16 protein-coding genes are annotated in these 14,372 nt (G+C 41.7%); 12 read left to right on the top strand and 4 right to left on the bottom strand.

Annotated features, from left to right (window positions below; translation table 11 throughout):
• The first annotated feature begins 1 nt into the window (after position 1).
• From BT105_RS14095 to BT105_RS14085, 3 genes are read left to right on the top strand one after another with little or no spacing between them, the layout of a single operon-like run.
• The gene (locus BT105_RS14095) at positions 2–853 is read left to right on the top strand and encodes a carbohydrate ABC transporter permease (protein ID WP_072301332.1); all 852 of its coding nucleotides are present in this window, start codon (positions 2–4) and stop codon (positions 851–853) included.
• Complete coding sequence (locus BT105_RS14090) at positions 854–1,702, top strand: carbohydrate ABC transporter permease (protein ID WP_072301331.1); 849 nt, start codon at positions 854–856, stop codon at positions 1,700–1,702.
• A gap of 4 nt (positions 1,703–1,706) precedes the next feature.
• Positions 1,707–3,116: an HlyD family efflux transporter periplasmic adaptor subunit gene (locus BT105_RS14085; protein ID WP_072301330.1), complete on the top strand. Its 1,410-nt coding sequence runs from the start codon at positions 1,707–1,709 to the stop codon at positions 3,114–3,116.
• A 353-nt stretch (positions 3,117–3,469) separates the two neighbouring features.
• On the opposite strand, the gene BT105_RS14080 is transcribed toward BT105_RS14085, so the two are convergent.
• Positions 3,470–4,750, bottom strand: coding sequence for a sensor histidine kinase (locus tag BT105_RS14080; RefSeq protein WP_072301329.1), 1,281 nt, complete (start codon positions 4,748–4,750; stop codon positions 3,470–3,472).
• The gene (locus BT105_RS14075) at positions 4,750–5,430 is read right to left on the bottom strand and encodes a response regulator transcription factor (RefSeq protein WP_072301328.1); all 681 of its coding nucleotides are present in this window, start codon (positions 5,428–5,430) and stop codon (positions 4,750–4,752) included. Before BT105_RS14075 ends, BT105_RS14080 begins: the two co-directional genes overlap by 1 nt.
• A 222-nt stretch (positions 5,431–5,652) precedes the next feature.
• Between BT105_RS14075 and BT105_RS14070 the strand changes: the two genes are divergently transcribed.
• Genes BT105_RS14070 through BT105_RS14055 form a run of 4 tightly spaced genes read left to right on the top strand, consistent with a single transcriptional unit; the run spans position 5,653 to position 8,103 of the window.
• On the top strand, positions 5,653–6,165 hold the full coding sequence (locus BT105_RS14070) for an AAA family ATPase (RefSeq protein WP_072301327.1): 513 nt from the start codon (positions 5,653–5,655) through the stop codon (positions 6,163–6,165).
• Positions 6,162–6,803, top strand: coding sequence for a methyltransferase type 11 (locus tag BT105_RS14065; protein WP_072301326.1), 642 nt, complete (start codon positions 6,162–6,164; stop codon positions 6,801–6,803). Before BT105_RS14070 ends, BT105_RS14065 begins: the two co-directional genes overlap by 4 nt.
• Positions 6,796–7,368 carry a DUF6434 domain-containing protein gene (locus BT105_RS14060; RefSeq protein WP_072301325.1) on the top strand — a complete coding sequence of 191 codons (573 nt, stop codon included), beginning with the start codon at positions 6,796–6,798 and terminating at the stop codon, positions 7,366–7,368. Before BT105_RS14065 ends, BT105_RS14060 begins: the two co-directional genes overlap by 8 nt.
• Positions 7,369–7,377: 9 nt before the next feature.
• The gene (locus tag BT105_RS14055) at positions 7,378–8,103 is read left to right on the top strand and encodes an AAA family ATPase (protein WP_072301324.1); all 726 of its coding nucleotides are present in this window, start codon (positions 7,378–7,380) and stop codon (positions 8,101–8,103) included.
• 402 nt (positions 8,104–8,505) lie between these two features.
• Here BT105_RS14055 and BT105_RS14050 read toward each other — a convergent pair whose 3' ends face one another.
• On the bottom strand, positions 8,506–9,438 hold the full coding sequence (locus BT105_RS14050) for a magnesium transporter CorA family protein (protein WP_242940133.1): 933 nt from the start codon (positions 9,436–9,438) through the stop codon (positions 8,506–8,508).
• Between the two features lie 273 nt (positions 9,439–9,711).
• Between BT105_RS14050 and BT105_RS15400 the strand changes: the two genes are divergently transcribed.
• Positions 9,712–9,981, top strand: coding sequence for an alpha/beta-type small acid-soluble spore protein (locus BT105_RS15400; protein ID WP_072301322.1), 270 nt, complete (start codon positions 9,712–9,714; stop codon positions 9,979–9,981).
• A 57-nt stretch (positions 9,982–10,038) separates the two neighbouring features.
• Here BT105_RS15400 and BT105_RS14040 read toward each other — a convergent pair whose 3' ends face one another.
• Entirely contained in the window at positions 10,039–10,266 is a 228-nt protein-coding gene (locus tag BT105_RS14040) for a hypothetical protein (protein ID WP_072301321.1), read from the bottom strand.
• 273 nt (positions 10,267–10,539) lie between these two features.
• Here BT105_RS14040 and BT105_RS14035 point away from each other — a divergent pair, with 273 nt between their 5' ends.
• From BT105_RS14035 to BT105_RS15385, 4 genes are all read left to right on the top strand, one after another.
• Entirely contained in the window at positions 10,540–12,186 is a 1,647-nt protein-coding gene (locus tag BT105_RS14035) for a hypothetical protein (protein ID WP_072301320.1), read from the top strand.
• Positions 12,187–12,484: 298 nt separating this feature from the next.
• The gene (locus BT105_RS14030) at positions 12,485–12,727 is read left to right on the top strand and encodes a hypothetical protein (RefSeq protein WP_072301319.1); all 243 of its coding nucleotides are present in this window, start codon (positions 12,485–12,487) and stop codon (positions 12,725–12,727) included.
• A gap of 175 nt (positions 12,728–12,902) precedes the next feature.
• Entirely contained in the window at positions 12,903–13,103 is a 201-nt protein-coding gene (locus tag BT105_RS14025; RefSeq protein ID WP_072301318.1) for an ATP-binding protein, read from the top strand.
• Positions 13,093–13,923: a sodium:solute symporter family transporter gene (locus BT105_RS15385; protein WP_072301317.1), complete on the top strand. Its 831-nt coding sequence runs from the start codon at positions 13,093–13,095 to the stop codon at positions 13,921–13,923. The genes BT105_RS14025 and BT105_RS15385 overlap by 11 nt, the downstream gene beginning before the upstream one ends.
• Positions 13,924–14,372: the final 449 nt, after the last annotated feature.

Below are 14,372 nucleotides of genomic sequence, written 5' to 3'. Positions count from 1 at the left end.
TATGACAAAGTGTAAAACAAAGAAGCAGAACGTATATTGTTTACTGTTTCTGCTCCCAAGTCTTTTAGGAGTAATGATATTCATATTTATCCCGTTTCTGGATTCTGTGAGGAAATCGTTCTTTACAGCGGTCTCTGAAAAATTCATCGGGGCAAAGAACTATGAAGTCATAATGAAAAACGACGCATTTGCGCTTGCTGTGAAGAATACTGCGCTGTTTACGGCTGTATGTATCCCTGCGCTTATAATAATTTCGTTTTTCCTCTCTTATCTGATAACAAAGATAAAATGCATTCGCCTGATAAAGTCGGTATTGCTTTTTCCTCTTGCAATACCGACGGCGGCAATGGTGCTGATATGGCAGATACTGTTCAGCGACAACGGATATATCAATAATATCCTCGTCAGCACAGGTCACGGCAGCGTCAGCTTCCTGAGCTCAAAGACAGCCTTCTGGGTTCTCGTGGGCAGCTATATATGGAAGAATCTGGGCTATACCGTTATTCTCTGGGTAACAGGTATCATGAAGATATCGGGTTCTGTAATAGAGGCTGCCAAGGTGGACGGAGCAGGCGAGGCGGATATCCTTTTCAGGATAATCATACCAAATCTCAAACCAACGCTTTATACTATCACTATAATATCATTCCTGAATTCGTTCAAGGTCTTCAGAGAAGCATTTCTTGTGGCTGGAGCTTATCCACATGACAGCATATACCTGCTTCAGCACCTGTTCAACAACTGGTTCATAAATATGGACCTTGACAAAATGGCTGCGGCAGCTGTACTTGTATTCTCTGTTATCTTTGCAGCGATCGTTCTTTTGCAGCGTATGTGGAACAAGGAGGAATAAATGAAAAAGATACGTTCTGCCTCAATATACTTTCTTTTTGCGGTTATTGGCGCAGTTATACTGTTTCCAGTGCTGATCGCGGTCATACTGCCGATACAGGATTCGGACGAGCTGGAGCGTACATTCGCTCCTCTTGCCGAGACAGGCAGCAGATACGTAAGTATAGACTATATCCCGCAGTATCCCACGCTGAAAAACTTTTCTAAGCTTCTGCTCTACACACCTGAATTCTACAAGGTGTTCTGGAATTCCATACTGATAGTCGGCTCAATACTGCTGTTTCAGCTTCTTGTGGCAGTTCCGTCTGCATGGGCGTTTGCAAAATTCAGATTCAAGGGCAAGGAGCTCCTGTTCAATCTGTATGTCATCTTTATGCTCATGCCGTTCCAGATAATGATGCTTTCACAGTATATCGTACTGGACGGTATGCACCTTATGAATACCCGTCTTTCAATAATACTTCCTGCTATCTTCTCAACATTTCCCGTATTTCTCATATACAGAGGCTTTGCAGATATTCCCGATGATGTGGCGGATTCTGCAAGGATAGACGGCGCAAATGAACTTCAGGTATTGCTCCACATAGGCATACCGCTTGGAAAATCGGGCATATTGTCCTGTCTTGTACTAAGCTTCCTCGACCTGTGGAACATGGTGGAGCAGCCCCTTGCATTCATCAAGGACAAGAAGCTTTTTCCGCTGTCGCTGTATCTGCCTATGCTGGATATAAAGAATGCAGATATAATGCTCACCGCCGCTATAGTAACGCTTATCCCTGCGGTGTTTGTATTCATAATCGGACAGGATTTCCTTGAACAGGGTATTATTGCAACTGCATTGAAGGAGTAATATCATGAAAGAAAAATTCAAACAAAAAGCGCTGAAGTATTTCGTCATATTTCTTCTGGTAATGTTTGTTATGACATTTATATCGAGAATGATCTATACGAATAATCTTCCGAGAGTAACAGCGGCGAGGGTAAGCAGTCAGTCGCTTTCACATCAGGTGGAGTGCAGCGGAACTCTTGAAGCCAGAAAAAAGACGCCTGTATTTGTTCCCGAGGGAATAAAAATTGCGGACAAGGCTGTAAAAAACGGCGACAAGGTGGCAAAGGGAGATACTCTCATCAGACTTGACAAAAATGATCTTTCCGAGCAGATAAAAAAGCTTGAAAACGAGATAAGCACAGACATCAACGGCGGCTCGGGCGTATATAATGCAGGCAGCAAGAATCCTGTTTTTGCGCTTTCAGAGCTGAGGATATCAGAGATCCCCGTAAAGGTAGGAGACTATGTTGAGTGCGGACAGTATGTCATGAAGCTTGATCCCTCTTATCTTTATGATAAGGTCTGTGATCTCTATAACGAGCTTGAGTCTGACAGACAGAGCTATAACGGATATATTGAGGAAGGCAACAACACAAGTGCGGACGCAATGGCAAACAGCATAGAGGTCAAGGAAAGAAAGTATAACAAGTACAATGCCCTGTCAGCCAACGGCGGAATGATATACAGCGATTTCAGCGGAACTGTCACGGATGTGCTTGTTAAAACAGGCGATATCACTACAGATTCGGCTGTTATAATGGTCAGCGGAGACGCAAAGCCGAATTACACCTTCTCTGAAAAGGAATCAAAGCTGGAAAATCTCAGAAAGCTTGCCGAGGCTGACGGAAATATCCAGAGTCCCATTGACGGAGTGGTTTCCGATGTTACGTTAAATACAGGTAATCTTACCACAGCTGAGGCAGTTGCAACAGTTGCGGACGTATCGGGCGGACTTATTTTCAATGCCGAGATAACAGAAGATGACACAAAGCTCATCTCGGTCGGCGACAGCGTTTCAGTAAGATTCAGAAACGGAAAAAAGCGCATCGACAAATGTGAGATAACCTCTATAGTCAAGAACGAAAGCGGCGAAAAGTATGACGTTCAGATACCTGTAAGCGATGACGAGCTTACAGTCGGAGAGATAGGCACATTGACCACAAAAGTGCTGTCCGGAGAGAAATACGATTGCCTGCCTATCGAAGCGGTAAATAATGCAAGTGAAACAAGCGGCTTTATTTATATTATCGACGAGAGCGAGGGTTTCCTTGGCAAGGAGTATGTGCTCAGAAAAAAGAAAGTGAATATAAAGGAGAAAAATGATACCATGTACGGTGTCGACGCTCTTGCAGAAGCCGATGACTCAAAGATAGTTATATCGTCATCAAAGAAACTGAATGATGGACAAAAGGTTCGGCTGGCAGCAGAAAAATAAAGGTCAGACGTAAACATGATACCTATATAAAAGATTATATTTATTTATGGGGGAAACCTTTCTGAGGAAAGGTTCCTCTGACGGAGGCGCGCCCCTCTGTCACTGCGTGACATCTCCCCGCACTGCGGGGAGTCACCCCCATACCCCTTTCCAAAGACTTTTATCTGGTTTTTTCGCAGATAGGGCGCTTCTTAAATAAAAAAAGACCTGCAAAAATGCAGGTGCGCCCTATCTGTGAAAAAACAAAACTAAAGTTTTAGGGAGAGAGTTTGAGAGAAGCCCCTTTTTCAAAAGGGGTTCTCTCAATAATAAACATAAAGCTTCTGTATAAGTATTATGTTTGCGTCTGACCTTTATTTATGCTCAATAGGCAGATTCACGGTGAATATCGTGCCCTGCTTCTGACCGTTCATTACACTTATCGTTCCGTTGTGGAGCTCTACTATCTCCTTTGCGATAGCAAGACCGAGTCCGAAATGTGAGCGATCCTCGCGTGAGTGGTCGGCGCGGTAGAAGTATTCAAACAGGTGTTCCTTGTCCTTGTCGCTTATGCCCGAACCGCTGTCGGATACCGAAATAACGTGGTACTGACTGCTTAGAGCATAGGACAGGTGGACGACGCCCTTTTCGGGAGTATAGCTTATGGCGTTGTTAAGAAGTATTGATATGACCTGCTTTATTCTGGTGGGATTTATCATCGCCTTGGGAACTGTTCCGTCGGGGATATTTATCTTCAGCGATATTGATTTGTCCTGAGCAGGGGCAAGAAACGCCTCATAGCAGTCAATAACTATGGTATCGAGCTCCTCGGGAGAAGTCTCGAAATTAAAGCTGCCTGTTTTGGTACGTGCAATAGTAAGAAGGTCTTCGGTGAGTGTTTTCAGGCGGATACCTTCTTTTTTTGCAATAGCGGAAAAGTTTTTCTGCTGCTCTGCGTCGCCCTTATCGGCAGCTTCGAGAGCCGAAATTATGGTGTTTACAGGGTTACGTATCTCGTGTGAGGCTGCTGCAATGAAAAGCTCCTGTTTTTCCTGACTTTCCTTGACAGGCTTAAGGAGCCTGCGCGTGAAGAGGTAGGCGAATATGTACAGGGCTACAGAAGCAAGCAGAATGATAACGATAAAGCTGATAAAGAGCTTTCTGACCTGCTGTTTTTCTTTTGGCAGCAGATTTATAGTGTATATAATGGTGTTTCCGTATTCACCCGGGATACTTATTACTCCCACGAATTTTTTATCGCTGTTTTTGCCTAAGCGGTATATTTTGTTCTGAGAGATACCTGAATATTTCAGCTGAGTTATGTCCTCTGAGTAGGTGCTGCAAATATCGTCTATGAGCTTAAGCTCCTCAGGTGTGGAATTGTTGCGAGTAAACTGTATAGGTTTGTCGTTATCGTAGATAAGGTATCTGTAATTGTAGTTTTTCTGCATGGATTGCAGCCATTCATGGGACAGAACACTGCTGTTTGAGAAAGATGAGCTGAATATAACGATATCCTTGCTGAAGCTGGAAAACGCATTGTTGTAGATACTGTTATAGTTAAGATACAGGTAGGCGGCAGACATAATGGATATTATCAGCATACAGACTGCGGTAAATAATATCGTGAGCCGCATATGGACTTTTTTATACATCAGCTTTCCTCTTTCATAAGTCTGTATCCGACGCCGCGGATAGTTTTTATGGAAAGGCTGCTGCCGACGTTTTTAAGTCTTCTGCGCAGGAAATAGATATAGTTGTCAAGGTTGCCGTCCTCAATCTCATAATCTGCGCCCCATATTTTGGAGAGGAGAGTTTTCCTTGTTATGGTCTGCTCATGATTGTGAAAAAATATTTCAAGTAGCTCGTTCTCTTTGTTTGAAAGGGTACAGCTGCCATTGGGACCTGTTATTACATTTTCATTGGCTTTGTAGGTGAGGTCGCCGAAGGATAATTCATGAGTGTTCTCGACATTTGAAGGTCTTCTCAGACGGCAGCGGATATGAGCCATCAGTTCCTGAAAATCATAGGGCTTAACGATGTAGTCGTCTGCACCGTTATCAAGACCTGATATCCTGTCGTTTATCTCGCCGAGGGCAGTTACCATGATAACAGGTGTGGTGAGACCGTATCTTCTGATATCATTCAGGATAGCAATGCCGTCTTTGTGCGGCAGCATTCTGTCGAGCAGTATAATATCATATGAGTTGTTTTGCAGGAAGTAATCCGCGTCCTCGCCGTCGTTGCATACGTCTGTGGAAAAGCCTTCCTTTTCAAGTCTGAATTTTAGTATAGCGCATTGTTCGATATCGTCTTCAATGATTAGAATTCGCATAGTTTAGCTCCTTACAGTATAGCGTTATAAAATATGTGTCAAGGTATATTATATCACTTTTTTTCGCGATATTCAATAGAGATCAGAGCGGATATTGAAATAATATAAGTCTGTGGACTGTCCGTGCAGTCTCCGCTGTCAAGCGTTTTTCACTGCCATTGAAAAACTTCTCCGAATATGGTATAATTATGGAAATTACAGAAAGGCAATACGGTCAAGCTTATGATAATACTGATAACAGGAGCTTCGCACACGGGAAAGACGCTCCTTGCACAGAAGCTGCTTGAAAAATACAAATATCCATACCTGTCCATAGACCACCTGAAAATGGGGCTGATAAGAAGCGGTCAGACCGAGTTCACGCCCTATGACGACGATAAGCTGACGGCGTACCTCTGGAACATTCTGAAAGAGATGATAAAGACCGCCATTGAGAACGGTCAGAACCTCATAATCGAGGGCTGTTATATCCCATTCGACTGGCATGACAGCTTCGATGAGAACTATCTTTCGCAGATAAAATACGTCTGCCTTGTCATGAGTGAAAGCTACATAAACAGCCATTTCAGTGACATTGTCAGCAACGGGAACATTATCGAAAAGCGGCTCCCCAACGATATCAACATCGAGGAGATAAAACAGGACAATCAGGAGTACCTCCGAGGCTGTATCAGTTACGGGCTCGATTATTTTCTGATAGACGGCGAGTATGATCTGGAAAGGTGCGGCATATGAGCAATCCATGGGAAGAAATAAGTCTTGACGACTACGAAAAGCACATGAGCCTTGATTCAGTGCGGCAGCTTCAGGCAATGAATTCCATAATGCAGGAGCAGTTCAATACCTATCCTGCCGAGACAGCAATGGTGCTGGGTATCGCAGGCGGAAACGGTCTTGAACACGTCCGTCCCGAGAAGTTTCGCAAGGTATACGGCGTGGACATAAATGCGGACTACCTCCGTGTGGTATCCGAGCGATATACGGAGCTTTCGGGCGTACTGGAATGTCTGCAAATCGACCTTGTGAACGAAGCCGAAAAACTGCCGCGGACTCAGCTCCTCATAGCGAATCTGCTCATCGAATACATCGGCTATGGAGCATTTCAGAAAGCCGTTTTGCAGACCGTTCCCCAGTACGTTTCCTGCGTTATACAGATAAACACAGACGAGGACCAGTGGGTGTCAGAGTCACCGTATCTCCACGCATTTGACAGGCTGGACGAGGTTCATCACCAGATGGAAGAAAAGGCACTGACGGCTGCCATGAACGATATAGTCTACTCGCTAATATTGCAGAAATCAGAGCCGCTCCCCAACGGCAAGGCACTGGTGAGACTGGATTTTAAGAAAAACGAGGTAAATTACAATGAGTGAAAGACCTGAATTGACAATCGAAACAGATGCAAGCGCTTTTAGAAATTTCTATTATCTCAAAGAAGAACTGGTGCAATTCTGCCGCGATAACGGTCTGCCGACATCGGGTTCAAAGCAAGAGCTTACAGAGCGAATAGCGAACTTTCTCGAAACGGGTAAGGTGCTGAACGTCACACTCCAAAGGAAAACGTCTGCTACTGTGGGAGACATTACCGAAAGCACAGTTATTGAAGCGAACATTGTATGCTCGGAGAAACACAGAGCCTTTTTCAAGGACAGGATAGGAAAGTCCTTTTCGTTCAATGTGGCGTTTCAGAAGTGGCTGAAAAACAGCGCAGGAAAGACCTATGCCGACGCGATACAGGCTTATTATCAGATATTGGAAGATAAGAAAAAAGGCAGGACTGTCATTGATAAGCAGTTTGAGTACAATACATATATCCGTGATTTCTTTGCCGATAATCAGGGAAAAAGCCTTGATGACGCGATCAAATGCTGGAAATACAAGAAGAGCCTTGCAGGGCATAACCGCTACGAAAAGTCTGACCTTATTGCATTGGAATGAGGTGAAACAATGCTTGAACCAAACGAATTATATCTAACAGGGCTGAAAGTAAAATGGGATAAGATAGAGCGTTGCAGCTATCTCCGGAAAATAGCCGCTATCAAAGCACTTGACGAGCTGACCTTCAATACGCCCGTCACTTTCTTCGTAGGCGAAAACGGAAGCGGAAAGTCCACTCTGCTTGAAGCTATCGCTGTCGCTTATGGCTTCAATCCCGAAGGCGGAACTCTCAATTACAGCTTTTCCACCTATGATTCACATTCCGAGCTTCACGACGCTCTAAGGCTTGTGAGAAGCTTCAATAAAGCCAAATGGGGATACTTTCTCAGAGCGGAGAGCTTTTACAATGTAGCTTCTGCCGAGGAAGAATATACAAAGATCCAAGGTGAGCCTCAGCATTACCACGAAAAGTCCCACGGCGAGAGTTTTCTTTCAGTCATACAAAGAAATTTCAGTCAGAACGGTCTGTATATACTCGACGAGCCAGAAGCCGCTCTGTCTCCGCAAAGGCAGTTGACGCTTCTGCTTGAAATATCAAAATGCGTTAAGAATGATTCGCAGTTCATCATAGTAACTCATTCGCCGATTCTTCTCGGTTATCCCGAAGCAACTATCCTCAGCTTCGATGACGGCGAGATACGCCCCATTGGCTATGAAGATACCCAAAGCTATCAGATAACGAAAATGTTCATCAATGACCGCAAACAGATATTGAGACATCTTTTTGAGGAATGAAACCTGACACCAAAAGCCACAAAATATCAGGACACCACATACCTGCGATGTTATAATAGAATTACACCAAGAGACTGGTTAGTATCTGTTTGTATGCAGATTTTCGAGCATGATTTTGGTGAGGACAAGGCAAAATTACGCAGGAATGCTGTCGCATTTCAAGTGATTTTAACGCAGTCATCGACAAAATCTGCCGAAAAGCTGTGTGCCGACAGATGCTAAACGGTCTCTATGGAGGGAAAAACATGAACTTAGCCACAGGTATTCAGAAGGCTATCGACTACATCGAGGCTTATCCCGACGGCGATATGACGTCGCCTGACTACAAGAGCCAGATTTGGATACCTGTTGTGGGTGAATAAAACAAAACGGGAACGGCTTTTGGAGCTGTTCCCGATATTTTTATAGCCATTTTTTCTTTTTGAAAAAGATGAGACTGACAATAACGATGAGAATGCTGACTGCAATAACGGCAGGATAAGCCCACTTGTATTCAAGCTCGGGCATATACCTGAAGTTCATACCGTACCAGCCTGCGATAAGCGTCAGCGGCATGAATATGGAAGTGATTATCGTCAGCAGAGCCATTATGCGATTCTGCTTTATGTCGAGCTGTGACTGATAGAGGTCGCGTATCTGTATTGAAAAATCACGGAGCGAAGCTGTCATATCACGCAGTCTTGAAACTCGCTGGGTAAACAGTCGGAAATATCTTATGTTATCCTCATTGAAGAAATTATTCTCGTTTTCTTCAAGCTCCTCACCGAGGTCGATAAGCTGTTCGTAATGAGTACGCAGATCTCTTAGATCGCTTCTGATACGGCTGACTCTCTGCGACGGATCTTTTTCCTCGCCGTCAAGGATATTGGACTCTACGGTGTCAAGCTCTTTATCAACACGTTCAAGTATTATTCTGTCGCGAGAAACTATCTGTTCGAGAAAATCATATATGAAGCGTTCAAGGCTGGGAATAGTCCAGCGCTTGGAGTTTATGATATTGCTGATAGTATCATCAACGTAGCCGCTGTCATCGATAAAAACAATGCCCTTTTCATCGAGAGCAAAGGCGAAATTGATGTTTAAAGCCGAGATATTCTCTCTGTTGGGTATAGAAAAAGTGCCTGTCAGCGAATCGTAGTTTACCTCAGCCTTGGTGGAATGGATAGCGGAGAGGTCGATGTCCATTTCGATGCCCATATCGAACTTGTCCCTGTTTTCCAGCCATTCCGCAGACGTCAGCACAGCAACGAACTGACCGCTTTTGCCTTTGAAGTCCAGCTTTTTTGTCTTTTCAAGCGTGTTTTTTATATAATAATACATTCTTCTCAATCCCATTCAAATATGATTTTCTGTTCGCCGTTTGTTCCAACTTATTATTTATATACATATCTCCGAAATCCCCGCATTTGCAGAGATTTTTAACTATTATATCATATCGGTACAAATAATGCAACAAAATTATTGCACAGTTGAAACTGACACGGAAAAAAGACATTTTTATCATGCTGATTTTCATGAATTTGTACATTAATTTCCATGTTATAAATGTTCATTGCAGAGCCATAATACTACCACGGCATCAAAAACTTTTTTAAGGAGATAACAGAAATGAGCAATAACAGCAATAATAACAAGGGCGTAATGACAGAAAAGGGCAGAGAGGCTCTCGAAAGATTCAAGATGGAGTCAGCAAACGAGCTTGGTATCAACCTCAAGCATGGCTATAACGGCGATCTTACCTCCCGTGAGGCAGGTTCTATAGGCGGCAGCATGGTCAATATGATGTGTCCGGAACAACAATGGAAATTTACACGAAACAGCATGAGATCTATGGAGCATAAAATAGAGCTTACATATTTAATGCAAGTGGGAATATAATAAGATTAATGATTATAAAGGGACGGCGTAAAGCCGTCCCATAAGTCTTGGATATATCTATTCTTCAAAGAATTTCTCTATAACAACCATTATCTCTTCAAGGCGCTTACCACCGATACCCTTGATCTTGCTCAGTTCTGCTTCAAGAGCAGAAAGGTCAATTGTTTTTCCCTGTTCTACGAGCAACTGATCCCCATACCGGAGAATGAACTTGGTAAGTTCCTCGCGGTTCATTTTCTTGATTTTTCGATAAGTGTCCCGGTCAATGATCTCTTTCTGTCCCATAAATAGCTCCTTTTCAATTCTTATAATCTATTATAGCATAATAATGCATAGCATGATGAGCTGATACTATGTCTGATAAACTATTTACTATTGCAGCAAGTGTTAATGGAGTAGGGCAGAGCACTTATAATGCTAAATAATTTGAGAAAAATGTATATTGCAATAACTACACGGATCTTGCTTGATCTCGGCTCACAAATAACCAGCCTTGACATTCAAAATATAAGTATGTTATAATGAATGCAAATAATTAAACTTACAGGAGAAAAAGTTATGAATTTTAAAAGGTCATCATTGAGTAATGGTGTATTAAAGTTAAAAAAGCATAATACTTTAATGATGAATAAAAATTTTTCCAAATTTATAAGCGATAATTTATATTTACTTGTATTTATGTTATTTGCAATGTGTGTGATGATTCGTGTTTTTTATGGTGTAATAACATATGAATTATCTCATGCGTATACAGCAGATGCACCGCTTTACTGGGCAGTTGGCAGGGGAATGCTCAATGGTCTTACTCCTTATTCTGAAATGTACGAAAACAAACCTATTGGTGTGTTTTTATTGTCGGCAATATCGTTCTATTTTACTGATAGTACTATACTGTGTAACTGGATCAGTATTTTAGCGGTTTTAATTATAGCCTTTGTTCCGAGTTTGAATATTTATGATAACATGAAAAAGGAACTATTAAAGTATAACAAGGATAATAAAGCAAAATGTATATATGGTTTCTTTTGCTTCTGGATGATATTGTTTTGCAGTACAATGCTGGCTATATATGCTGAGGAACGTTCCGGAGGTTTTCAGGTCGAGGCGATTGGTACTGCCTGCTCGCTGCTTTATATAAACTCGGTCCGCAAAATGATCAACGCCCAAAGCCAAAAGATGTTAGTGGCAAGGACAGTTGTCACTGCAGTTTATATCAGCTTAACTGTAATGCTGAAAGAACCTTTTTTAGTCGTAGCTACAATATGTGCTTTTCTGTTCGTTGATAAGTTTCGTGATTTTATTAGAGTGATATTGATACCTGATATTACAGGAGCAGTCCTTACATTAGCTCTTTTAGGTGCAACAGGCGTATTAAAGCCGTATTTTACTATTTACATAAAGCATATGTTTAATACCAGATTAAGTGATAATAGTTCAACTATCAGTAAAACCGGTAATATACAAATGCTGGAATCTGATATTATGTCATTTAATAAAATATTGCTGCTAATGATCCTGATCGAAATTGTTCTTACATTGATTGCCGTTTATAAAAAGAGTACAAAACACATTTTATTGCATTCTGCAAAAGTAGTAGCAGCAGTTTATCTTGCATCATTCTGTGTCGGACTCGGAGGTCAGTACTATAATCATCATTATATTTTTGCCGTTCCTGTCTATGCCTCATTTTTAATGTACGGCGGAGAAAGCTTAAATAGCATAAAGGTCAAAAATAAATATATTTCAGGATCGATAATAACTTTATGTATAGTTGCTATGGCAAATGTATTTTTCTCTTCCGAAACGACTTACAGCGGGCGTTATGATGAAAAATACGATTACATTAAGAAAAATGCTGAATATGTTGATGAGCTCCTTGATTTTTATGAAGTTGACAGATATCAGTTCTTAGGATTTAACGGAGAAGACGAATTCTTCGGACTTACTGAACATTCACCGCAGGGACCTTCTTTTGCACAGGATCCTGATAATTTTCAGACTGAAGACACATGGTTTTTTCAGCAGTTGATGAAGCAGATCGATAACAGTGATATAATTATTTTAGATAGTTTTTCTTCGGTTGCGATTGAAAATAAACTAAATGAGATTTTAAGTACAAAATTTGATAAAACTCCGCCCAAAGAGAATGACTTAATCAAACCTGATGATTTTAATTATGAGATATATTATCGTATCGATAGATAGAATTATAAAAAGCTCCCTTTTCGGTTAATGTCATTAAGCTAATCGAATAATGAAAAGGAATCAGGAGTATGTTTGAAAATAAACGAGCATACTCCTGATAGTATTTATTGAAAAAAGGCAGCACGAAAAGACAGATCAGAGATCTGCCAGAAAAAATATTGACACAAGAAAAGAATTATGATAACCTGTAATTGAAGGGGATAGCAGAATGGTAACGAGTTTTTCTATCAGCAAAACGATCAGGTCTGACAGGGCACTTGTTTCTTGCTATCAACTCTTCCAAAAGTGAAGGATATGCGTGAGTAGAGCGAAAGAACCTGATGCAGCCACTTTACCTGTAGGATTTGCAGCCATACTCGGTGCAGTGTTTTCACTGGTAAGCACACTGTCTCCCGTTCTTTTTATCATGCTTATTTCGGGAGCACTTGCAAAAAGAATGCGGAAAGAGATACCACAGTATCTTATATGGTTCAGACTTGGCTGTTATATTTTGATGATTGCTCTGTTTGCTGCAGGACTAACAAAAGAAGCAATTAAATAACAGATATTATCGCATTTGAAAAAAATAAAATCTCCGACCATATGGTCGGAGATTTTTCGTATAACTTTGAATTTTTATTGCTTGTAAAACATTTTTTGGTTTATGATCAGCTAATGTGACTTTGTCACAGAACAAAAAACACAAAGAGTATATAATATACTCAGGAGGCGATGACATGAAACGAAAAGCTGTAATTGATAAAAGTCAGTGCGTAGCCTGCGGCTGCTGTGTAAAGGTCTGCCCAAAGGGAGCTGTAAGTGTACCTCACGGCATAAATGCAGTCATTGATGAAACGATGTGCGTAGGCTGCGGTAAATGTTCCAAGGAGTGTCCTGCGAGCATTATCACACTGGAGGAGAGAGAACATGAAAGCTAAGAAAAAATGGTACGATCACCTGTGGATATTCTCGATTACTTATCTTATCCTCGGTTTTGTGAATATTCTGTTTGCATGGCTTGGAATGATATGCTTCATTGTGCCCCTTGTTATATCAATAGGCTGGGGAAACAAAGCGTACTGCAACAAATTCTGCGGCCGGGGGCAGCTCTTCTCAATGCTGGGCGGACATTTCGGACTGTCCCGGAAAAAGGATATGCCGAAGTGGATGAAGTCCAAATACTTCCGCTACGGATTTCTTGTATTCTTCTTTACCATGTTCTTCATAATGCTCTGGAATACCTATCTTGTATTCGCAGGTATCCTTGCATGTACTATGTCCACATCTGATTCACAGCTCCTTGCAGCTTCATCATCAATGTCAGAGAATATCCTTAAAGGCGTATTCAATGTAAAAATGAGCGATAAGGCTTCTATGCTGGTTGCACGAGTTGTACTCCTCGTTATCGCAGTCTGCGGCGTTGCGCTCGCATGGGATCAGGACAGCTCTGTATTCAGAGTAGTATCCTTTGCATGGGCTGGCTTCGGTGCGACTTTCGGACCTGTAATGCTTGCAGCTCTCTTCTGGAAGCGTTCAAATAAATGGGGCGCTATTGCAGGACTTATTGTAGGTGCAGTAATGGTATTCGTATGGAAGTTCGCAATTGCTCCTATGGGCGGCGTACTTGCAATATACGAGCTTCTTCCTGCATTCCTCTGCGCATTTGCAGCTATTATCATAGTATCTCTGGTAACAGGCGCTCCCGAAACGGAAACAACTCTGGAATATGAAACTGTAAAGGCAGAACTCAACAAGTAACTTTCAATGCTGTCTAACTCAAAAGTACTGAAAAACACATATAAAAAAGCGACCATATAGCGCATAGTGTTATTCAATAGAAGTTTGAAAACAAATGATTCCTTGACTTTATATGCTATAGAAGTGTATAAAACAGTAGTATGTCTTCTTACATTAAACATACTACTGTTTCTTTTACTTTGTCTTCTTAGCTTAATGGCATTACCGTAATGGGCTTCCTTATTATGTATTATAAGCTGAATGGCGCTTCATTCGGACGAGCACCATTGCCCTGATTAATAATCATCAGTAAGCTTATGTGCAGCTTATTCGATAGATGTAGAATTAGTCTCAGTTGTTGTGGAATTATCTTGGTATTCATATTCAACATCCTTCTGCTCAATTCTCCAATCCTGAGCATCTTCATCGAATGCTATTCTGAATGTTACTTCGCCCTTTGATGGCTCATA

This window comes from Ruminococcus flavefaciens, assembly GCF_900119075.1.
GTDB lineage: Bacteria > Bacillota > Clostridia > Oscillospirales > Ruminococcaceae > Ruminococcus > Ruminococcus flavefaciens_Q.
This window is presented reverse-complemented; position numbering and strand designations above follow the sequence as displayed.